21 protein-coding genes are annotated in these 20,629 nt (G+C 58.6%); 7 read left to right on the forward strand and 14 right to left on the reverse strand.

The window, feature by feature from the left end; translation table 11 throughout:
• The first annotated feature begins 77 nt into the window (after positions 1–77).
• Complete coding sequence (locus tag ASD46_RS00415) at positions 78–968, forward strand: LysR family transcriptional regulator (protein WP_025593333.1); 891 nt, start codon at positions 78–80, stop codon at positions 966–968.
• Here the strand turns inward: ASD46_RS00415 and ASD46_RS00420 are convergent.
• From ASD46_RS00420 to ASD46_RS00455, 8 genes are all read right to left on the reverse strand, one after another.
• Entirely contained in the window at positions 947–1,897 is a 951-nt protein-coding gene (locus ASD46_RS00420) for a phosphatase PAP2 family protein (protein WP_025593331.1), read from the reverse strand. The genes ASD46_RS00415 and ASD46_RS00420 overlap by 22 nt on opposite strands.
• A gap of 278 nt (positions 1,898–2,175) precedes the next feature.
• Entirely contained in the window at positions 2,176–3,126 is a 951-nt protein-coding gene (locus ASD46_RS00425; protein ID WP_013636012.1) for a phosphatase PAP2 family protein, read from the reverse strand.
• 68 nt (positions 3,127–3,194) lie between these two features.
• Positions 3,195–3,539 carry an AzlD domain-containing protein gene (locus ASD46_RS00430; protein ID WP_003512818.1) on the reverse strand — a complete coding sequence of 115 codons (345 nt, stop codon included), beginning with the start codon at positions 3,537–3,539 and terminating at the stop codon, positions 3,195–3,197.
• The gene (locus ASD46_RS00435) at positions 3,536–4,294 is read right to left on the reverse strand and encodes an AzlC family ABC transporter permease (RefSeq protein WP_003512817.1); all 759 of its coding nucleotides are present in this window, start codon (positions 4,292–4,294) and stop codon (positions 3,536–3,538) included. Before ASD46_RS00435 ends, ASD46_RS00430 begins: the two co-directional genes overlap by 4 nt.
• Before the next feature lie 158 nt (positions 4,295–4,452).
• Positions 4,453–6,969, reverse strand: a complete 2,517-nt coding sequence (gene clpA, locus ASD46_RS00440) for an ATP-dependent Clp protease ATP-binding subunit ClpA (RefSeq protein ID WP_003512815.1) — start codon at positions 6,967–6,969, stop codon at positions 4,453–4,455.
• A gap of 10 nt (positions 6,970–6,979) precedes the next feature.
• On the reverse strand, positions 6,980–7,333 hold the full coding sequence (gene clpS / locus ASD46_RS00445) for an ATP-dependent Clp protease adapter ClpS (RefSeq protein WP_003512812.1): 354 nt from the start codon (positions 7,331–7,333) through the stop codon (positions 6,980–6,982).
• 293 nt (positions 7,334–7,626) lie between these two features.
• Positions 7,627–10,215, reverse strand: coding sequence for a cell cycle histidine kinase CckA (cckA, locus tag ASD46_RS00450; protein WP_003512808.1), 2,589 nt, complete (start codon positions 10,213–10,215; stop codon positions 7,627–7,629).
• Positions 10,216–10,380: 165 nt separating this feature from the next.
• Complete coding sequence (locus ASD46_RS00455) at positions 10,381–10,668, reverse strand: hypothetical protein (protein ID WP_013636007.1); 288 nt, start codon at positions 10,666–10,668, stop codon at positions 10,381–10,383.
• A gap of 232 nt (positions 10,669–10,900) precedes the next feature.
• Here ASD46_RS00455 and ASD46_RS00460 point away from each other — a divergent pair, with 232 nt between their 5' ends.
• Complete coding sequence (locus ASD46_RS00460; RefSeq protein ID WP_060641776.1) at positions 10,901–12,139, forward strand: flagellar biosynthetic protein FliO; 1,239 nt, start codon at positions 10,901–10,903, stop codon at positions 12,137–12,139.
• 128 nt (positions 12,140–12,267) lie between these two features.
• Here ASD46_RS00460 and dksA read toward each other — a convergent pair whose 3' ends face one another.
• Entirely contained in the window at positions 12,268–12,687 is a 420-nt protein-coding gene (dksA, locus tag ASD46_RS00465; protein WP_003512796.1) for an RNA polymerase-binding protein DksA, read from the reverse strand.
• Between the two features lie 268 nt (positions 12,688–12,955).
• On the opposite strand from dksA, the gene ASD46_RS00470 reads away from it, so the two are divergent.
• From ASD46_RS00470 to ASD46_RS00485, 4 genes are all read left to right on the forward strand, one after another.
• The gene (locus ASD46_RS00470; RefSeq protein WP_035198195.1) at positions 12,956–13,465 is read left to right on the forward strand and encodes a SixA phosphatase family protein; all 510 of its coding nucleotides are present in this window, start codon (positions 12,956–12,958) and stop codon (positions 13,463–13,465) included.
• A gap of 131 nt (positions 13,466–13,596) precedes the next feature.
• Complete coding sequence (locus tag ASD46_RS00475) at positions 13,597–15,075, forward strand: YcjX family protein (RefSeq protein ID WP_025593325.1); 1,479 nt, start codon at positions 13,597–13,599, stop codon at positions 15,073–15,075.
• Positions 15,072–16,151 (forward strand): YcjF family protein, encoded by a 1,080-nt coding sequence (locus ASD46_RS00480; RefSeq protein WP_025593323.1) that lies wholly within the window; start codon positions 15,072–15,074, stop codon positions 16,149–16,151. Before ASD46_RS00475 ends, ASD46_RS00480 begins: the two co-directional genes overlap by 4 nt.
• A 129-nt stretch (positions 16,152–16,280) precedes the next feature.
• Positions 16,281–16,841 carry a hypothetical protein gene (locus ASD46_RS00485; RefSeq protein ID WP_003512790.1) on the forward strand — a complete coding sequence of 187 codons (561 nt, stop codon included), beginning with the start codon at positions 16,281–16,283 and terminating at the stop codon, positions 16,839–16,841.
• A 14-nt stretch (positions 16,842–16,855) separates the two neighbouring features.
• Here ASD46_RS00485 and folK read toward each other — a convergent pair whose 3' ends face one another.
• The 3 genes from folK to folP form a co-directional block, all read right to left on the reverse strand.
• The gene (gene folK, locus ASD46_RS00490; protein WP_025593320.1) at positions 16,856–17,392 is read right to left on the reverse strand and encodes a 2-amino-4-hydroxy-6-hydroxymethyldihydropteridine diphosphokinase; all 537 of its coding nucleotides are present in this window, start codon (positions 17,390–17,392) and stop codon (positions 16,856–16,858) included.
• Positions 17,376–17,741, reverse strand: coding sequence for a dihydroneopterin aldolase (folB, locus tag ASD46_RS00495; RefSeq protein ID WP_013636000.1), 366 nt, complete (start codon positions 17,739–17,741; stop codon positions 17,376–17,378). Before folB ends, folK begins: the two co-directional genes overlap by 17 nt.
• 77 nt (positions 17,742–17,818) lie before the next feature.
• Positions 17,819–18,604: a dihydropteroate synthase gene (gene folP, locus ASD46_RS00500; protein WP_025593319.1), complete on the reverse strand. Its 786-nt coding sequence runs from the start codon at positions 18,602–18,604 to the stop codon at positions 17,819–17,821.
• Between the two features lie 179 nt (positions 18,605–18,783).
• Between folP and ASD46_RS00505 the strand changes: the two genes are divergently transcribed.
• On the forward strand, positions 18,784–19,410 hold the full coding sequence (locus ASD46_RS00505; RefSeq protein WP_003512784.1) for a DUF922 domain-containing Zn-dependent protease: 627 nt from the start codon (positions 18,784–18,786) through the stop codon (positions 19,408–19,410).
• A gap of 308 nt (positions 19,411–19,718) precedes the next feature.
• On the opposite strand, the gene ASD46_RS00510 is transcribed toward ASD46_RS00505, so the two are convergent.
• Together ASD46_RS00510 and ASD46_RS00515 are read right to left on the reverse strand one after the other, a co-directional pair.
• On the reverse strand, positions 19,719–20,039 hold the full coding sequence (locus ASD46_RS00510) for a 2Fe-2S iron-sulfur cluster-binding protein (protein ID WP_003512782.1): 321 nt from the start codon (positions 20,037–20,039) through the stop codon (positions 19,719–19,721).
• A gap of 127 nt (positions 20,040–20,166) precedes the next feature.
• Positions 20,167–20,535, reverse strand: a complete 369-nt coding sequence (locus ASD46_RS00515; protein ID WP_025593316.1) for an Hpt domain-containing protein — start codon at positions 20,533–20,535, stop codon at positions 20,167–20,169.
• Positions 20,536–20,629 lie beyond the last annotated feature (94 nt).

Consider the following 20,629-nt stretch of genomic DNA (forward strand, 5'->3'; position numbering starts at 1 on the left):
ATTGCGGCATGAATGGAGTGATGACAAGACGGGTTTTTCTTGCGCTCAGACCAAGTCTGACTTAGCCTCGCAGCATCATGAAACTGCCACCGCTCGCCACTCTCCGCGCGTTTGAAGCTGCGGCCAGAAGGACAAGTTTTTCCTTGGCCGCGCAGGAACTCGGCATGACGGCGACGGCCGTAAGCCAGCATGTGCGCAATCTGGAAACATGGCTCGGCGCGCCGCTTTTCGAGCGCCATGCAAGAGGCGTGAGACTGACGCCGGCGGGTCAGGAATTCGGCATGACGGTTTCGGCCGGCTTGGGGCAGATCGCTTCCGGTGCGGAACGGATCAGCCGGGGCCGAAACCGCATCACCGTTAGTCTGGCCAGCCTGCCTTCAGTAGTTGCGCATTTTCTGACACCCCGCCTGCCCCGTTTCCGCGCGCTCTATCCAGACATACAGGTTTCAATCAGCTATTCCGGCAGGAATGAGACCACGCAGCCCGATCTCAGCATCACCCACGGCCCACGCCCTGCGCAAAAAGCCGTGGCGCTTTTCAGTGCCGAGACGCGCCCGACATGCGCACCCGCTTACGCCACGAAGTCCGGTCCCTTCGACGATGTATCAAGCCTGCTGCGGACCGAATTGCTGCATGACGCCACCGAGACGGCATGGCGGGACTGGCTGGCGACTGCTGGCCTATCCCTGTTCCAGGGCACTGGCCCAATCTTTGCCGACTTCAATCTGCTCGTGACCGCTCTCAAGGCGGGACACGGCATCGGCCTTTGCCCGACAGCGCTTCTTCGCGACGAAATCGCCGACGGTCAATTGACCGTGCTTTTCGATCGGGCGGCCGATGCGGACAAATATTACTGGTTGATTGAAGCAGAAGAGATGACCGCATCGGCCCGACTCCTGTCGGACTGGCTTGTCGATGAGGCGCGCGAGAGCGGAAACCGGGGCGATTACTCCGCCGCGATGACTTGAGTCGAAGCGCGAGCCTTCTCTCCGTTTCTTTCCCTTACCGAAAGCCACTTGAGCAGCCAAGCTGAGGCTGGGCAGACGATTGCAAACGCGACGAGACCACCGAAAACATCAGACAGATGATGACCGCCTTGAACGAGAACGGCGGGCAACATCAAGATATTGATCGGCAAGATCACCGCCATCACCAACCAGTGACGTGGAACGAACCATACGGACATCGCCGCCATTAAGATATGAAACGAAGGGAAACCGATTAGCCCCAGCACGTTTTTGGGCGAAAGGTGAACAACCCCTTCCTTTATCAGGCGGTTCAACTCCTGCCCGTACGCATTATCAACCGCCAAGGGGATGGTCTGAGAAACCCATTGCGGCAATTGCACATAGGCGGATGGCCCAAATGACGGGAAAAATATCCAGAAGATTATACTTGCAAAAGCGCCCAGCACTCCGGTCACAAGGAAGTGGTGCAACATCCGCTCCTTGCCTGTAAAACCAAGCGTAATAACGATCACCAGAAGCTGCGGCAGCGACGTCGCATAAACGAAAAACAGGATCGTTCCGATCCACGGATGTGTCGCCGCCCAAGTGACGATGCCCATCCAACTATAACCGAAGGCTGCATCCACACGGAAAAGCACATGATCGATTGCCGGGAACGCGACAGGCAGGAACATGTAGTTAAAGACGGACGCGACAAGCGTAAAAAGAATGAACAGTCCGCCTGCGATTAGCGCGGCAGCTATGCGAAGATCACGCCCGCTTTTGCGATAGAACTGACCGAGAATAAAAACGCCGGCGCCCATCGATCCGCATAATAAATATCCGGCGTAGTCAACCCCGATGCCTTTGACAGCGATCAGTACCGTATCGATAACGAATAAGATGGTGATAAAGCCAAGTACAAAACGCTCTGCCGCAAAGAGTCGCATGGAATAGCCCGCCCCGGTTCCAATCGACGGGACAGTAGGGTATTTAGCTTAATATTCATATAAGGAAAGTATTATAAACAACCCACCGGCCGAGAGCCAGATCGGCGCGGCCACGCCGGCGATAAAGCGATTGCCGGTCGCCAGGAATGCGATGAAACCGAATGTCGCCGCTCCGATGTGCAGCCACAGTAGCGATGCCTCCACGAGATGACCACATCGCCCCGGCTTCTGTCGGAACGGCTTGTTGCGGAGGCGCGCGAGTACGAAAACCGGGGCGATTATTCCGCCGCGAAGACTTGGGCAGGAACTGCTGCCGCCTTGCCGGCCCGTTCCTTTGCCGACAGCCAGTTGAGCAGACGGCTCGAGGCTGCGCAAACGATAACAAAAGCGAAGAGGCCGCCAAAAATATCCGAGAGATGATGTCCGCCCTGAACGAGAACGGCAGGCAGCATCAAAAGATTTAGCGGCAAAATCACCGCCATCACCAGCCAGTGACGCGGAACGAACCAGACGGACATCGCCGCCATGAAGATGTGAAACGACGGGAAACCGATCAATCCCAACACGTTTTTAGGGGTGAGATAGCTTACGCCTTCCTGCCCCAATCGCATCAGTTCCTGTCCATAGGCAGGATCGACCGCCATTGGAATTGTCTCGGTGACCCATTGCGGCAGATCCAGATAGGCTTTAGCGCCGTAAGTTGGAAAAAATATCCAAAAAACGATGCTGGCGAGAGCGCCAAGCACACCCGTTACCAGAAAATGGTGCAGCATCCGATCCTTGCCGGTAAAACCCAGCATGATGACGATCAACAGCAGTTGCGGCAGCGACGTCGCATAGACAAAAAACAAGGTTTTGCCGATCCACGGTTGGGTAGCAGCCCAGATGACAACATCCCGCCAGTTATAGCCGAGCGCGGCATCCACGCTCAACAACAGGGGATCGATCGCCGGAAACTGAACCGGCAGGAACATGTAGTTAAACACAGAGCCCGCCAGCGAAAAAAGGATGAACAGCCCAGCGGAAACAAGTGCAGCCGCTATGCGAAGATCACGCTCGCTTATCCGGTAGAACTGGCCAAGAAGAAAAACCCCGGTACCCGCCACCAGGCACAGAGAATATCCGGTATAGTCAACCTCAATGCCCTTCGTCATAATCAATGCAACATCGACAATAAATAATATAAAAATTACATTCAGTACAAAACGTTCTGCTATAAATAACTTCATAGAATTTACCCCAGACGCCTTCAGCGGAAATCTAGGTCATTGGCCTTAATATTCGGATAAGAAGAGTACTAAAAACCGAGCACAAACAACCCGGCTGCCAAAAGTGCGATGGGCACAGCCACGCCGACAATGACACGCTGGCCGGCGGCCAGGAACGCTGTGAAACCGAGTGCTGCCGCGCCGATGCGTAGCCATAGCGGTGAAGCTTCAAGCGTTCCGGTTGGAAAGACGATCAGCTTGGCGGTGACGGCCATCACGAGCGCGGTGGCGACTGCCCTCACCCAGTATAGCGCCTCGGAATCCTCCTTCAGCCGGTTGCCGGCGAGCACGCCGAGCCAGCGCCAGAGATCGGTCGCCAGCCAGCCAGCAATGGCGATGAAGAGATAGGGCGCCCACCACTGTTCGGTCATCATGGTTCGCTCTCCGGTGAGACGGGAACGATCTTTCGACGAAAGACGAAACGGTCGATCAGATAAGCCACCGTGCCGCCACCGATCCCGGCATAGAGAATGTCGAATTCCGGCGCGATTAACGCAAAGACCGGCCCCGCGATCACACCGATGATGAAGGCGACCTTGACGACGGAATGGCGGGCGGTCGCCCAGATCGACGCTATGAAATAGACAGGCGTCAGAAAAAACAGCACGCCTGCGACAAGCGGTGGAAAAGCCGCGACGACGCCGTAACAAAGGCCGACAATGATAGCGTTGACGACGGTAAGGGTAATGCCGAAACCGGCAAACCACGCAGCCCGTGCTTCGCGCGGTATCTTGGAAAGATTTTGCGTGGCGAAGACCCAGGCGGTGATCGCCACGAAGTGGGAGAGGAACAACAAAATCCATGTCGGCGTTTTTGCGCCACGCATCTCCGGAACGATGGAGGCAACCATGGGCATCATTCGCACCGATGACAGCGTCACCGCCAGAAAACACGCGGCAAGATTGGCGCCGCCGACCATCGAGCCGATCAGGATCATCTTGGCCGGCAAAGCCCAGATAACCAGCGTCATAAACACCGCTTCCCCACGTTGAACGCCCGATTCCAGCGCGAAGGCGCTGAAACCGACGAAGGATGTCATGAGAATAAGCGAGGGCAGCGAGAATATGCCCCGCATTCCCCTGAAAAACCAGCCGCGCAGGGGGATGGTATCGCTGTCTGCTGATTGCATTGCTGGTCCACTAATGCATGTCGTCCGAAAGTGCGCAGCGGTTTCGGAATGATGAGAAAAATAAAGCGCGCTTCACGAATCCGGTAAAATGCGACGCGCTTCAGGCATGAAAATGCCGGGCTTTCGCCCGGCACCGTTTGTCGGTCGGAAGACCGTTATCATTTCTTCTTCGGCACCTTCGGCACCGTATTCGCCTTGCGGCGCGGCTTGCTATCCTCGTCGGGCTTGCTCGCCTCGGCAACCAGAACATCCGCTTCCTCATTGGCAATCGCTGCCTTCGAGGCGGGCTTCGCCTTGGCCTTAGACGCCTTGCCCGGAGACTTGGCAGCATTGAGCTCTGCTTCCGGCTTCGGCTTTACCGGCGCTGTTTCCGGCAGAACCTCGAGCTTGAGGCCGTCGGAACCATCGTCCTTCTTGCCGACGGTGACGCTGACGACACCGCCCTTCTTGAGCTTGCCAAAGAGGATTTCGTTGGCGAGCGGCTTCTTGATGTGTTCCTGGATCACGCGCGACAGCGGGCGAGCGCCCATCTTTTCGTCGTAACCCTTTTCCGCCAGCCAGGAGATCGCGTCTTCGTGCAGATCGAAGGTGACATTCCGCTCGGAGAGCTGCGTCTCGAGCTGCATGACGAACTTCTGTACCACCTTGTGGATAACGGCAGTCGGCAGCGGCGAGAACGGAATGATCGCATCCAGACGGTTGCGGAATTCCGGTGTGAACAGGCGATTGATCGCCTCTTCATCCTCACCCGTGCGTCGCGAAGAACCGAAACCGATGGCCGATTTCGCCATTTCGGAAGCGCCCGCATTGGTCGTCATGATGAGGATGACGTTGCGGAAGTCGATCTTCTTGCCGTTATGGTCGGTCAGCGAGCCATGGTCCATCACCTGCAACAGGATGTTGTAGATGTCCGGATGGGCCTTCTCGATCTCGTCCAGCAACACCACGGAATGCGGATGCTGATCGACGCCATCGGTCAAGAGACCGCCCTGATCGAAGCCGACATAACCGGGAGGTGCACCGAGCAGACGCGAAACGGTATGGCGCTCCATATATTCCGACATGTCGAACCGCAGCATCTCGACACCGAGCGAGGCGGCGAGCTGCTTGGCCACTTCGGTCTTGCCCACGCCGGTCGGGCCGGAGAAGACATATGAGCCGATCGGCTTGTTCGGTTCGCGCAGACCGGCACGTGCCAGCTTGATGGCGGTGGCCAGCGCCTCGATGGCGATGTCCTGACCATAAACGACCGAGCGCAGTTCCTTTTCGAGGTTGGCGAGAACCATCTCGTCATCCTTGGAAACGGTCTTCGGCGGAATGCGGGCCATCGTCGCGATGGTTGCTTCGATTTCCCGTTCCGTGATCAGCTTGCGGCGCTTGGACGCCGGAAGCAACATCTGCGCCGCACCGGTCTCGTCGATTACGTCGATCGCCTTGTCCGGCAGCTTGCGGTCGGAAATGTAGCGGGCCGACAATTCGACAGCAGCCTTGATCGCTTCGTTGGAATATCTGAGGTGATGATAATCCTCGAAGTAGGGCTTCAGGCCCTTCATGATCGCGATAGCATCATCGATCGACGGCTCGTTGACGTCGATCTTCTGGAAGCGACGCACCAGCGCGCGGTCCTTTTCGAAGAACTGGCGATATTCCTTGTAGGTGGTCGAACCGATGCAGCGGATCGCGCCTGACGACAGCGCCGGCTTCAACAGGTTCGATGCATCCATTGCGCCGCCAGACGTCGCACCCGCACCGATGACGGTGTGGATTTCGTCGATAAACAGGACTGCGCCGGGATATTCCTCGAGCTCCTTGACGACCTGCTTCAGGCGTTCCTCAAAATCACCACGATAGCGGGTTCCGGCCAGAAGCGTGCCCATGTCGAGCGAGAAGATCGTATCATTGGCCAGCGCTTCAGGCACCTTGCCTTCAACGATACGCTTGGCCAAACCTTCGGCGATCGCCGTCTTGCCCACGCCCGGATCGCCCACATACAGCGGGTTGTTCTTGGAGCGGCGGCAGAGGATCTGGATGGTGCGGTTGACTTCCTCATGACGGCCGATCAACGGGTCGATCTTGCCGTTTTTCGCCTTTTCATTGAGGTTGACGCAATAGGCCTTCAGCGCATCCTGCTGTTTCTTGGCGGATGAGCCTTCTTCCTCGGGATTGCTGCGTGCAGCCTTGGGGTCGGCCTCCGGCTCGTCTGCGCCACGCGGAGCGCGGGTCTGCGATGTGCCCGGACGCTTGCCGATGCCGTGGGAGATATAATTGACCGCATCGTAACGGGTCATTTCCTGCTCCTGCAGGAAATAGGCAGCGTGGCTTTCGCGCTCGGCGAAAATGGCCACAAGCACGTTTGCTCCTGTCACTTCCTCGCGGCCGGACGACTGAACATGAATGACAGCCCGCTGGATAACCCGCTGGAAGCCAGATGTGGGCTTGGAATCCTCGTCATAACCGGTCACTAGGTTGGTCAGTTCGTTGTCGACATAATCGCTGACAGTCTTGCGCAGCGCATCGAGATCGACATTACAGGCGCCCATCACGGCAGCGGCATCCGCGTCGTCGATCAGCGCCAGAAGGAGATGTTCCAGCGTCGCATATTCATGGTGACGCTCATTTGCAAAGGTCAGTGCCTGGTGCAGCGCCTTCTCGAGACTTGGGGAAAAAGTTGGCACGTTGCGATCCTCATTTCTTTTCCATGACGCATTGCAGCGGATGCTGGTGCTGTCGGGCGAAATCCATGACCTGGCTTACTTTCGTCTCTGCGACCTCATATGTAAACACCCCACATTCTCCTACGCCGTGCTGGTGCACGTGCAGCATGATGCGGGTAGCCGCTTCGCGATCCTTCTGGAAAAAACGCTCCAGAATATGAATGACGAACTCCATTGGAGTGTAATCGTCATTCAGTAAAAGAACACGGTACAAATTCGGTCTTTTCGTCTTTGGCTTGACGCGGGTTATAACGGACGTTCCGCGGTTCGTACCGCCGTCTTCCCCGTCGCCCTCGCCCTGCATGTAGATCGGCTCAGCGATCATCTTTCATCATTCTCCAAACCGTTCTCAAACCGGCAGTCATCACCAGGAGGGAGAACTTCGCCTCTACATATCTAGGTCGTTAAGATCGGATTTTAAGCCCCCTGTGAAACGGTGCAATCACTATTGCGTTTGCGAAGAGGCAAACCTTGGGAAAAACAGGGGGCTTGCCATAGCACTGCTGGAAAGCGCGGTGCTATCCGCCTTTCCTGACGTGGTTTCAGCCTTGACGCCAAGCGCCTGCAAGGGAATCGCGAGCAACAGCGGACCTAATCTCACGCCCGCGCCATCCGCCGTCATTCCTTGTTGTCGAGCATTTCGCGAACGGCGATCGCCAGCTGTTTCAGCGAGAAGGGTTTTGGCAGGAAGCCGAACTTGGCATCCGCCGGAAGGTTTTTAGCAAACGCGTCCTCGGCATAACCAGAAACGAAGATGAATTTCAGGTCGGGATAGGATTTGCGCAATTCCCTCAGGAGTGAAGGACCGTCCATCTCCGGCATGACGACGTCGGACACGACGATATCGACCTTGCCTTCCAGCTCTTCCATCACCTCCAGCGCCTCGACACCCGAACCCGCCTCATGAACGGTGTAACCACGGGTTTCCAGCATGCGCTTGCCGCCGCGCCGTACTGCCTCCTCGTCCTCCACCAGAAGCACGACGGCGGAGTTACCGGTCAGATCCAGCGGCTCTTCCTTCACCGGTTCGGGCAGAGCCACAGGGGCAAGTGCAGCTTCACCGGGCTGCTGGCCCGGAACGTGCACCACTTCCACCACGTGGCGCGGCAAATAGATGCGGAACGCAGTGCCTTTGCCCACTTCCGATTCGGGATAGATGTAACCGCCGGACTGCTTCACGATGCCATAGACCATCGACAGGCCGAGACCGGTGCCCTTGCCGACATCCTTGGTGGTGAAGAACGGCTCGAAGATTTTGTCCATGATCTCCGGCGGAATGCCGGTTCCGTTATCGGCGACCTCCACCATGACCATGTCTTCCGCCGGGACTTCCGGCCGACCGAGCGCTGCGGCTTCATCCGCATCCACATTGCGCGTGCGGATGGTGATCTTGCCGCCATCGGGCATGGCATCGCGCGCGTTGACGCAAAGATTGATCAGCACCTGCTCAAATTGCGACAGGTCGGTCTTCACCGGCCAGAGATCGCGGCCGTAATCCACTTCCAACTTGACATTGGTGCCGGAAATCAACCGGTCCACCAGCATGCGCAGGTCGCCGATAACGTCGGTCAGGTTGAGGATCGCCGGGCGCATCGTCTGTTTGCGCGAGAAAGCGAGAAGCTGTCGCACAAGCACCGCCGCGCGGTTGGCGTTGCGCTTGATCTCCATCAGGTCGGCGAAGCTCGGGTCTGCGGGCCGGGCCTGCAACAGCAGATGGTCTGATGACAACAGGATCGCAGTCAGCACATTGTTGAAATCGTGGGCGATGCCGCCTGCCAGCGTGCCGACGGCGTTCATCTTCTGTGTCTGCGCCATCTGGGTTTCGAGCGCCTTCTGCTCCGTCACCTCGATCGCATAAACGATTGCCACCTCTTCGGGCGCCTCGTCGTCCTGATCGATGACGGCATTGACGTAGAAACGGAAATGGCGGCCCTCGTCGCTCGGATGGCGGGAATCGAACGGGGCGATATCGCCCTGCCGGTCCTTCGCCTCGGCCAGCGCCTGCTCAAGCCTGGGTTTCTCATTGTCGTGGATGATGGCCTCGAGGGCAACGCCGCGATCGATATCGTCACGCCCGACGACGCCGGAGAACAGCTTGAGGAATGGCGCGTTGATACGAAGAATGCGGCCTTCGCCGTCGAGCGAGGCAATCGCCATCGGCGTATTGTTGAAGAAACGCGTGAAGCGCATGGCGGACGAGGATTCCGTATCCTCCTGCCCTTTCGGACGCATCAGAACAATTGTCCGGCTTTCGCCGGGCGCGCCGTCCTTCGAGGTAACCTGATGCACGAGGCGGGCCGGCATGCTCTGGCCGTTGACCCGGCGCATGTCGAGATCGAGAATCTCGGTGCGCTTGGCTGAACCCTGCGGATGGACGGATTCGATCAGCGCCATACCCTCGCCGGCGACGATGTCCGACACAGTCATCGAACCGGGCGAAAATTGCGCGAGATCGATGCCGAGCCATTCGGACAGGGTGGCGTTCAGATAAACGATCTCACCCTTGCGACCTGCGGAAAAGAAACCGGCCGGCGCGTGGTCGAGATAATCGATGGCGTTCTGCAATTCGCGGAAGAAGCGTTCCTGATCTTCCCGCTCAGGCGTGATGTCGGCGATCTGGAAGACGTGCAGCGCCTCGCCGCCCGCATCCTTCAGCACCCGACCTTTCAGCCGGTACCAGTGCGGCCCGCCGGAAGTGGCCTCCCCGAGCGGCTTGAGCAGACGGAACTCCTCGTAACCGTCACGCCCCTCCCGCAAAACATTGATGAGGCGATAGAGCGCCTCGGTCGATTCCCGGCTGCGCGAGAGCAGCGTCTCCAGGCTCTGGATATCGCTCGCCTTCGTGGTGCCGCTCATCCTGCAATAGGTGGCGTTGGCGTAGACCATATGCCCCTTGGCATCGGTGATCAGCGTGCCGTCCGGGTGCGCCGACAGGAAACGGCGGGCCAGCCCGTCCGATTGCGACTGCGGCATGACCTCGATGAAACCGATGATCGACGACACCAGAAAAAAGATACCCATCATCGCCAGCACGCCGAGAATGCCGAGCACGATTTCGTTTTCCAGCGAATCCTTGAAATAGACGAAAGCAGCGGCGGCGGCGATGAGCACCAGCGCCAGCAGCAGAATCCGCAGAACCGTGCCGGAACGGGCACGCCTGTCCACCAGCGGAAGGTCGTTGTCGCTTGTCTCGCGCACCCGTGTCATCTTGGCCTCGCAGTCCTGCAGGTCGTCATTCGGTCAGCCCTATTTCCTCAACGGAATCGGGCAGTAGAATTTCTTGTAGCAACTCGCTTGACCGTCAAAAAGCTCCGCTGCACCACAAAGGCTTAAAATCGCACAGAGAAACGGCCCTAAAGAGGCGCAAATGCCTCAGAAGCCTATTTTGCGGCTGCAGGTCAGCGCTTTAACCTGGCATTGAATGCGCGGCGCGGAGCAGACGATATTGCCATCCGCAACCGTGCAAACCGAGCATCCATCGGTGAAATCGATACAGGATGGATTGTCTCTTACGAACTCGATCATGTTCGCAGGATTTTCGGACGCCTTGTCATCCGCCGTCGCGGCCTGAGCGGGAAAAACAGATCCCGGCAATCCAAATAAAACAACAAAAATGAAAACTCTTACCTGAAACCCGTCAACGAGCAATTTCGCAAGCATTTACAATTGCTCCTTCGAAGAGAGAATTGCAACCTTCATTGCTCCCCGGCATTGAAGGGGAAGATATGACGCTTCGGTGGCGTCCGGCCGGCTGATGAGACGATCCTATGAAGCGATCCTGGGGACGAAATGAATAAACCTTGTATCACGCTAAAAAAAATCGTCTTTTCCTGCTTAACGTTCACATTATAAGAACCACGGCAATATTAATTGCACGAAAAAATCTGAAGGGATGATCTCCATGATGGAAGATTTTATCGGCACCTATGGAAACAATCTCATCGTCGCCGTCGTCGGTGTCGGTCTCGCCCTGCTTGTTCTGGCAATTGTTCTCTGGATACTGCGCAGGCGCGGCGGGGCGGCCCCGTTTATCCGTGGCGGTCGCAACCGGCAGCCGCGCTTGCAGGTTCTCGATGCGACGGCGGTGGACGCCCGGCGCCGTCTGGTGCTGGTGCGCCGCGACAATGTCGAGCATCTTGTCATGATCGGCGGTCCAACCGATATCGTCATCGAGAGTGGTATCGGCGCGATCCCAATCGTCAGGGAAGTGCGCGAACCGCAGGAAGCGGAACTCAAGGCGCTGCCGCGTCAGGACAGCGAACCTAAAAGGGCTGAACCGCCGACCCCTCGCGAAAGCCGCCCAGCTTTGCCACAGCAGCCAATCGCAGCGGCATCTCCAGCCTCCTTGCCGGAAGAACCCGTAAAGCAGCCGCAGCGGCCGGAACCGCCCGCCCCGGCTGCTCGTCCAGCACCCACCCCTGCACCGGCCGCATCTCTGCCACCACGTCCGTCTACGCCGCCGCAACCCGTATCCACGCCCACGACGGCACGCGAGCCCGTTGCACCGATAAGACCTGCCGCCCCGGAAAGGGATGCTACCCGTCCTGCGCCACCACCGGCATCGGTCATTGCGGCACCGGCCGCCGCTGTTCTGCCTCTCGCCGCCGCATCGCTCGACATGCCCGCCGAGCGACCGGAACAGCGCCGCCCTGATCCCTTCGCGCCGGCCCCTCTACCCTCGGCGCCGCCCGCACCGCCTGTCCAGGCAACGGTTCCTGAAGAACGGCCGACGGTCGTTGCCCCGCCGGTTTTTGCCGCGCGCGAACCGATCATCGACCAAACGAATGCCGCAGATTTTCTGGATGCCGCGCGCGAGCGCGTTCTACCCGGCCTGAAACCGGGGCAAGATGCGCCTGCGCCCTTTGCGCCAAAGCCCGAAAATCCGCCCGTCGTCTCCGCTAACGCCGAGCCGAAATTTTCCGATGACCTTGCCAGCGATTTCGAAAGCTTTCTTGAGGCGGAGATCGCCAAGAGCAAGGATGCGGATAGCGAACAGGCAGTCGCCGCTGCTGCGGAAAAGCCAAAAACCGAACCCGTCTCGCCGCCTGTTACCGGTGCAACGCCGGATGGCGACATGCAGAAGGAAATGGCGCGTATTTTCGGCGAACTTTCCGTTACCCGCGACCGCTGACAGGTTCACATCTGTCGGCAGACAGACATTCAAAACAAAAAAAGGGCGCGGAAACGAATCCGTGCCCTTTGTCATTTTTGGTTCTGTTCGCTGGCCGACTCGCCGAAGCGCCCGGAACAACGCTGGCTTTATTCGTCGCGGTAGACTTTTTCACGACGCTCGTGACGTTCCTGCGCCTCGATGGACAGGGTCGCTATCGGTCGTGCGTCGAGGCGCTTGAGGCCAATAGGCTCACCCGTTTCTTCACAGTAACCGTAAGTGCCGTCATCAATCCGCTGAAGGGCAGAGTCGATCTTGGAGATCAACTTGCGCTGGCGGTCACGGGCGCGAAGTTCGATCGCCCGGTCAGTTTCCGAAGATGCCCGATCGGCTAGGTCGGGATGGTTGGCGCTTTCTTCGGCGAGATGTCCGAGGGTCTCGCGCGCTTCTCTCAGGATGTCGTTTCTCCAGGCGACCAGCTTCGCGCGGAAGTAGGCACGCTGGTTTGCATTCATGAACTCGTCGTCTTCCGAGAGCACATATTTGCTAAGATCGATCTTCTCACTCAACGCGATTCTCCTCGAAGAACATCTCAATGCGGCGGTGTATACTCCAATGATATAGGCTGATTCAAGTCTACAGATCAGTTTTCAGGCATTTTTAAAACTGACACAAAAATCATCTAAATGACTAATTTTTATCCTTTATTCGTATTCAAGCGATCTCTTCTTAAATCACTTAAACGCGACTTACCAACAGGAAAGAGGACTTGCGGTCATGCAACCCTATCCTGTAGCATTCCTCCATTGCCTCCCATTCGAACGTCGGTCCCCGCCCTTGACAGCATCTTCTCCGAGCCGAGTGTATCTTTTGCGCCACGCCAAGGCCGCCTGGGCGGCACCGGGAGAACGCGATTTCGACCGGGGATTGAACGAGGCCGGTTTTGCCGAGGCGGAGATCATCGCCGACCTCGCCGCCGACCGGCGCTACCGCCCGGACGTGCTCTTGTCCTCCACGGCCACGCGCTGCCGGCAGACCACGCAGGCCTGGCAGCGGGCCTTCAACGAGGGCATCGACATCGTCTATATCGACGAAATGTACAATGCGCGCAGCGAAACCTATCTTTCTCTCATCGCCGCGCAAACGGACGCACAGTCCGTGATGCTGGTCGGGCACAACCCCACAATGGAGGCGACGCTGGAGGCGATGATTGGCGAGGACCTGCTGCATGCCGCCCTGCCCTCCGGTTTTCCGACATCCGGTCTTGCGGTTCTCGATCACGACGACAGTGCCGGGAATGGTAAAAATCGCTGGCGGCTGGTCGATTTTCTGTCGCCCGGAAAATAGCAGCAGCAGCGTGCGACCAATGCGTTGCCGAAGCCGGACCCGTTGAAAATCCATTGGCGCGCTTCTTTTTTGGGCAACCGCCCCTTCCTATATTGCAGCTGTGACCGTGAAAAATAGCTGGGAAACTGCCATTGCCGCCTTCTCTTACGTCCCTGACAGACAGTGCGCTCATCGCATTCGACAATCTGGCCGACCGTGCGAGCACCCTTACACATCCGACATTGCGGCTTGGCGTCACCGGTCTTTCGCGGGCGGGCAAGACAGTTTTCATCTCCTCGCTCGTCCACAATCTTCTGAATGGCGGTCGTCTGCCGCTGTTTGAGGCCATGCGTTCTGGGCGCGTCTCGAATGTGCGTCTGGAGCCGCAACCGGACGACGCCATTCCCCGGTTTCAGTATGAGGACCATATTCAGGCTCTGGTACGCGACAGGCTCTGGCCGGATTCGACACGGGCAATCTCTGAACTGCGGATCACGCTCGACTACCAGAGCGCCAGCGGTTGGGGCCGTTGGTTTTCCGCAGGCAAGCTCTCCATCGATATCGTCGATTATCCCGGCGAATGGCTGCTCGACCTGCCGCTGCTTTCGCAGGACTACAAGAGCTTCAGCGACAGCACCGTCGCGCTGGCGCAAAATGGCATCCGGGCCGAACTCGCGCAGGAATGGTTGGCAATAGCCTCCTGGCTCGACATCAATGCGCCCGCCGACGAGATGACGGCGCGACGCCTCGCGGAAAGCTTCGCCGCCTATCTGAAGGCCTGCAAATCCGACGAGCGGTCGCTCTCCACCTTGCCGCCGGGCCGTCTGCTGATGCCGGGGGATCTGGAAGGATCACCGGCGCTGACCTTTGCGCCCCTGCCGGGGCTGACAGACGACAAGGCACCAAAGGGGTCGCTGCGCGCCATGATGGAGCGGCGCTACGACGCCTACAAGGCAATCGTGGTGAAACCCTTCTTCCGCGAACATTTCGCCCGCCTCGACCGGCAGATCGTGCTGATCGATACACTGCAGGCGGTCAATCGCGGCCCCGAGGCGGTGCAGGATCTGGAACGGGCGCTGGGCGATGTTCTCGCCTGTTTCCGCCCTGGCACCAACAGTCTTTTGTCATCGCTGCTGGGCCGGCGCATCGACAAGGTTTTGATTGCCGCTACCAAGGCCGACCACCTGCATCATGAAAGCCACGACCGGCTGGAACGGCTAACCCGCCGTCTGGTGGACCGCGCCATCACCACCATCGGCATGAATGGTGCCGGCATCGAGGTCATGGCGCTGGCTTCCGTGCGCGCTACGCGGGAAGCAAGCGTGAGACAGGACGGTCACGAGCTTCCGGTCATCGTCGGCACGCCGATGGCGGGTGAAACCATCAACGGCGAGATATTTGACGGCAACCGTAAGACGGCGATCTTTCCCGGCGACCTGCCCGAAGATCCGGAGCCGCTTTTCCGCAGCATCGACAGGGATGGCGACAAGGCGACGTTGCCGGACGTCAATGTCGTGCGTTTCCGCCCCCCCAATATCGATGAACCGGGCAGCGGCGGCATCCGGCTTTCCGTTCCCCACATAAGGCTCGACCGCGCCATGCAGTTCCTGTTTGGAGACAAGCTCGCATGAAGGCTCCCACACCAAACGATCCGCAGGCACGCCGCCCGGCGGCTTTCACGCTCGAAACCGAAGAAACGGCACGGCCAACCGTCGCGCAAAAACGCGCACCGCGCAGCTTCGACACCGAGATTTCCCTGACGCCCGATGAGGATGATCCATTTTTAGCACCTGAAGAGACGGATGCCGCCGCATTGCCGGTGGCCGTGCCGAAGAAAAGCCGCTTCTCCTTCGGCAAGCTCGCGCTTGGTGCACTCGGCGTGCTGTTCTCGCTGGCCTTCGGGCTCTGGGCGGATCAGCTTATCCGCAATCTCTTTTCCCGCTCCGACTGGCTGGGTTACACGGCGAGCATTGCGCTCCTTGTTGCGCTTTTTGCCGTCCTCGTTCTGGTCGGACGAGAAGTATTCGGCATCATGCGGCTGAACGCCGTCCAATCGCTGAAAGCCGATGCGGAGACGGCCAGCCTCGACAAGAGCCCGAAACCCGCCCGCGCCATCGTTACCCGCCTCAATGCAGTTCTCTCCCACCGCGCCGAAACGGCCAAGGGGCGCGCCGCACTCAAGGACACCGAAAACGACGTGATCGACGGGCCGCATCTGATTGAGCTTGCCGAACGCGAATTGCTGGTGCCGCTCGACCGGCAGGCCCGCGCGCTGATCCTCAACTCCTCCAAACGCGTCTCCGTCGTTACCGCCGTCAGCCCACGCGCCGTGGTCGATCTCGCCTATGTGCTGTTCGAGGTCACAAGGCTGGTGCGCGCCATGGCGGAACTTTACGGCGGCCGGCCGGGCACGCTCGGCATGCTCAGGCTTTTGCGTGACGTCGTCGCCCATCTCGCGGTCACAGGTTCGATCGCCGTCGGTGATGGGCTTGCCCAGCAGGTTCTCGGTCACGGGCTTGCCTCAAAACTCTCCGCACGCCTGGGTGAAGGTGTCATAAACGGTCTGATGACGGCACGAATCGGCATTGCGGCGATGGATCTCTGCCGCCCGCTACCCTTCAAGGCGGTAAAGCGACCCGGCATAGGTGATTTCATGTCTGACCTCACGCCCGATCTTGGTGGCGGAAAAACCGGTCAAAAAGCCTGATCAGCCGGACTTGTACGGCTCAAAAGGTTACGGACGAAGCTGTAAATAAAGCCGAAATAAACCAAACATTAACCATTCCGCCGGTAGATTGCCGCTTATCGAACAGGCTTCTTCGCCGGGGAAAGTATCATGTATTCGCGCTTCTTTTCGCTTGTGGGCGGACTTGCCGCCATATTGTCCGTCAGCGGCAGCTTCGGCCTGTCTGACGTCCATGCCGCATCGCGCGATCGCGACGACGTGTTTTTCCGTTCCGTTGCCGGAAGCTGGAAAGGTCCGGGCGAAATCGTCGCCGGCAAGTACAAGGGCACCAAGTTTACCTGCGACCTGACGGGCGAGCCGCTCGACGACAAGCAGACGGGCATCAAGCTCGCCGGCACCTGCCGCGTCGGCGTCTTCAGCCAGCCCATGTCCGCGGTCATCAGCCAAAAGGGCGGCTCTTACGAGGGCAAGTTCCTCGACGGCGCCGAAGGCAAGGGACTGGACATCATTTCCGGGCAGGTCAGCGGTGACAAGGTCGTTGTGGGCATCAATCGCGCCAAGCTCAACGGTGCCATGGTCGCCCGCGTCTCGAACGACAATTCGATGAACATCACCATTTCCGTCAAGGTCGCCGACCAGATGATCCCGGTTATCGGCGTCACACTCGCGCGCGACATCGACCAGATCGCCGTCGGTTCGATCAAGCCGTAAAACCCGCGACCTTTTCAGCCATCGCCAAGCGGGAGTGTCCACCACTCCCGTTTTTCGTTTGCGCTGATGATGCCGGTGGTATCCGCCTGCCGCAGCCATTCCCGCACGGGCTTGCCCCGGACTTCGAGATCGGGTGCGATATCGGCTAGCGGCATCAGCACGAAGGCACGCTCCGTCATGCGCGGATGCGGCACTTCAATGCTTTCCGTAACGACAACATCATTACCATAGGTCAGCACGTCGATATCGATGGTGCGTGGCCCCCAGCGCTCCGTTCTGACCCGTTTCATGCCCTTTTCGATATCGAGGCACAATTGCAGCAGCGCGGGTGCTGAAAGCGAGGTTTCCACCAGCGCACAGCAATTGAAAAAATCCGCCTGGTCCGTCTTACCCCAGGGCGGCGTGCGATAAAGCCCGGAGACAGACAGCACCCGGCAATCGTCGTGCGCATCCAGTTCGCGCAAGGCTCTGGCCATTGCAGCCGCAGGGTCACCGATATTCCCGCCAAGGCCTAGTGCGGCAACTGTTATCCTGTCAGGCACGGTGTTCAACACTCACCTGCGCATAGTCGAGAATGCCGGGAACCGGCGCAGAGGGCTTGCGAACCGTGATACGCAGCCAGACAATCTGCGGATAACGCGCGCGCAGGGCCTTGGCGATATCGTTCGCGAGGGCCTCGATCAGGTAACGGCGCTGGCCGACGACGATCTTTTCGATAACGGCGAAGGCGACGCCATAATCGACGGTATTTTCGATATCGTCGGTCTCGAGCGCGTTACCCGCTTCAACCTCCATCTCGGCATCGACGAAAAAGCGCTGGCCCAGCACCTCCTCCTGCTCGAGAAGGCCATGACGGGCGAAAAAGGAACAGTTTTTCAGAATAATGGTGTAGCGGCTCATCGCATCGCCTCCATGGCGGGGTTATACCGGAATAGCCGGCCTCTTTTAAGGCATGCGGCACTCCGGCATCTATTGATCTATGCATCGGGCCTTGCCGACGCTTTGGCAAGAACCGCGTCGGCAATTGCCAGCGCGTCGCGTGTTACGGCGACATTGTGCACGCGAAAAATCGCGGCACCCGCCAGCCTGAGGATCACTGTCGTCGCTGCTGTTCCGATATCGCGTTCGTGGGCCGCATCCCTGCCCGTCAGCGACCCGATGAACCGCTTGCGCGACGTCCCGGCCAGAACAGGCAGGTCAAACGCGGCAAGTTCGCCAAAGCGCGCCATCAACTCGACATTTTCACGCTCGTCCTTGGCAAAACCGAAACCGGGATCGAGCACGATGGCGTCGCGGGCGATTCCCGCAGCTTCCGCCATCTCAAGCGAACGATTGAGGAATTCGAACTGATCCTCGATAACATCGGCGCGCTTCTGCCTGTCGCGCCCGGTATGCATGATGCAGACGCCCGCGCGCGCGGCGGCAACCACACCCGCCATGTTCCCGTCCTTCTGCAGGCCGAAAACATCGTTGACGATATGGGCGCCCGCCTCGATCGCCAGCCTTGCCGTGGACGCGCGGTAGGTGTCGACGGAAATCAGGACATCCGTCTCGCGACGGAGCCGTTCGATAACCGGCAGCACGCGATCCTGTTCCTCACCCTCGGTCACCTCGGCCGCGCCCGGGCGGGTGGATTCGCCGCCGACATCGATGATATCCGCCCCCTCCTCGACACAGGTCAGGGCATGGGAAAAAGCCGCATCAACGGCAAGATAACGGCCGCCATCCGAAAAGGAATCGGGCGTCGCATTGACGATGGCCATAATACGGCCACGTCCATCAAGTTTCAGGGAGCGACCATGGGCCGCTTGCCACACATTGCTGCCGGCTGTTATCACGTAACACGCGCCTTTCGGGAATAACGGAGTGTTATGCCAATTCTTATAAGTTCCGCTCCGCCTATGCAGCAAACGTTTTTCAAGTTCAACCGGAAGGCCGGGTTATGACCATATCTTCACGTGCTCTTTGCGCCGTTTTCGCTGGCGCATTAGCCCTTTCCATGCCCGGATCGGCTTTTTCCGAAACCATCGTCAGCAAGACCTATTCCTATTTTTCGATCAGCGGTAAAACCGCCGCTGACCTCGACAAGCAGCTTTCCAAGCATGGCCCGCTGACGCGCAACACCGGCGCACGCCATCCCGGTGCCACCGAGATCAAATTCGGCGGCGAACTCACCTATGTCGAGAAAAACGGCATGTGCAGCGTTGGAAGCACCAAGGTGTTGCTGAACACCCGTATTCTCCTGCCGCAATGGAAAAACCGCCGCCGCACCACGGCGGAACTGGCCTTCATCTGGGATACGTTGCTTGCAGATATCAAGCGCCACGAGGAACGGCACGCGGAAATCGCCCGCACCCATGCCCGCTCGCTCGAAAGGCAACTGACGGCGCTTCGTCCGCAAAAAGACTGTGAAACGCTGCAGGCAATGGTCGGCAAGATAACCCAGACCGTCATGGACGAGCACGACAAGGATCAGTTGAGGTTCGATATCGTGGAATCCAAAAACTTCGACGCGCGCATGACCCGGCTTTTGAAGAACCGGATCGAACAGGGCCAGAACCGGCGCTGAGCCGCCTTTCCGCCCATACTCCCCTGGACGCGAAACGCAACGCTAACATGACGTTACGTCATGTTCGATATCACCCGTGACTTCTCGTCATGGTGCGGTCAACGAGACTCATTGTAGCTTGTTCACATGGTTTTTAACGGTGGTGATCCGCAGGGGTCCGGCGTTCGAAACCACCTCCGGTTCTCCCGGTGCGCACTTGAGGCTCGCAGGTGTTTCCTCCCTCGCTTGCATGCTGCGTACCCGCCTCGCCCCGCTCCCCGCTAACAGGTGAGCGGGGCTTTTTCTGTGGCATATAATTCGGCTTGTCGTCAGCCCTGACGTTCGGGAACGTGAACGACTAGGCCGTCAAGCTCGTCCTTCATCTTGATCTGACAGGAAAGACGCGAGGTCGGGCGTACTTCGAAGGCGAAGTCCAGCATGTCCTCTTCCATCGGCTCGGGTCCGCCGACGCGCTCCGCCCATGCGTCATCCACATAGACATGACAGGTCGCACAGGCACAGGCGCCGCCGCATTCCGCATCGATGCCGGGTATGGAGTTGCGCACGGCATTCTCCATGACGGTTGAACCGTTGCTTACGTCGAGTTCATGGGGCGTGCCGTCAAAGGCAACAATGGTCAGTTTTGTCATGCCGGAGATCCAAAATGGTGTCTAAGAACTGTTCTAAACAAACACATAGAAAGGCCGGTTCGCCTTGGCAACCCGCTTCTCGCAGGCGCCAAGTGCAACCGGCCCTGTAAAACAGACTGGATTCGCCTTAACGGCAGAGCTTGAGGATGAAGTTTTCCGCTTCGACAATCGCTGCCGCAAGTCTGGCTACAGCCGCGCTATCGTTGCCCTTGTCCTCCACTGCCGCCGCCGCCGTGGAAACGGTGGAGGCACCTATCGCCTGCGCGGCCCCCTTCAGGCGATGGGCAGTTGCCTTGACGGTCTTGTCGTCAGCGCCGGCCATTTCATGCAGAGCAGCACGGGCGTTACGGCTGAAGAGTTGCAGCACCTCGATTTCAAGTTCCTTGTCGCCCATCGTCTGGCGGGCGAGATGTTCGAAATCGATTGGTCTTGTCGCGGCGGCCGGCGCACCACCAAAATTATCCGGAGCTTCGAAAGCAATACTGACGGCTGCCATATCTGAAATTCCTTTGTCTCGCCGTTTCCTGTTTCGTGTCACATCTGTGTCGTATTTACGCATTGAAGCCGGTGCTATCAGCTTAAATTACGGC

It is taken from the genome of Rhizobium sp. Root491 (assembly GCF_001427205.1).
GTDB classification, from domain to species: Bacteria; Pseudomonadota; Alphaproteobacteria; order Rhizobiales; family Rhizobiaceae; genus Agrobacterium; species Agrobacterium tumefaciens.

Bases quoted from the DNA above. Each gene is read 5' to 3' on its own strand.
- ASD46_RS00415 (WP_025593333.1), top strand. From the start codon at position 78: ATGAAACTGCCACCGCTCGCCACTCTCCGCGCGTTTGAAGCTGCGGCC.
- ASD46_RS00420 (WP_025593331.1), bottom strand. From the start codon at position 1,897: ATGCGACTCTTTGCGGCAGAGCGTTTTGTACTTGGCTTTATCACCATC.
- ASD46_RS00425 (WP_013636012.1), bottom strand. From the start codon at position 3,126: ATGAAGTTATTTATAGCAGAACGTTTTGTACTGAATGTAATTTTTATA.
- ASD46_RS00430 (WP_003512818.1), bottom strand. From the start codon at position 3,539: ATGATGACCGAACAGTGGTGGGCGCCCTATCTCTTCATCGCCATTGCT.
- ASD46_RS00435 (WP_003512817.1), bottom strand. From the start codon at position 4,294: ATGCAATCAGCAGACAGCGATACCATCCCCCTGCGCGGCTGGTTTTTC.
- clpS (WP_003512812.1), bottom strand. From the start codon at position 7,333: ATGATCGCTGAGCCGATCTACATGCAGGGCGAGGGCGACGGGGAAGAC.
- cckA (WP_003512808.1), bottom strand. From the start codon at position 10,215: ATGACACGGGTGCGCGAGACAAGCGACAACGACCTTCCGCTGGTGGAC.
- ASD46_RS00455 (WP_013636007.1), bottom strand. From the start codon at position 10,668: ATGCTTGCGAAATTGCTCGTTGACGGGTTTCAGGTAAGAGTTTTCATT.
- ASD46_RS00460 (WP_060641776.1), top strand. From the start codon at position 10,901: ATGATCTCCATGATGGAAGATTTTATCGGCACCTATGGAAACAATCTC.
- ASD46_RS00480 (WP_025593323.1), top strand. From the start codon at position 15,072: ATGAAGGCTCCCACACCAAACGATCCGCAGGCACGCCGCCCGGCGGCT.
- ASD46_RS00485 (WP_003512790.1), top strand. From the start codon at position 16,281: ATGTATTCGCGCTTCTTTTCGCTTGTGGGCGGACTTGCCGCCATATTG.
- folB (WP_013636000.1), bottom strand. From the start codon at position 17,741: ATGAGCCGCTACACCATTATTCTGAAAAACTGTTCCTTTTTCGCCCGT.
- folP (WP_025593319.1), bottom strand. From the start codon at position 18,604: ATGGCCATCGTCAATGCGACGCCCGATTCCTTTTCGGATGGCGGCCGT.
- ASD46_RS00505 (WP_003512784.1), top strand. From the start codon at position 18,784: ATGACCATATCTTCACGTGCTCTTTGCGCCGTTTTCGCTGGCGCATTA.
- ASD46_RS00510 (WP_003512782.1), bottom strand. From the start codon at position 20,039: ATGACAAAACTGACCATTGTTGCCTTTGACGGCACGCCCCATGAACTC.
- ASD46_RS00515 (WP_025593316.1), bottom strand. From the start codon at position 20,535: ATGGCAGCCGTCAGTATTGCTTTCGAAGCTCCGGATAATTTTGGTGGT.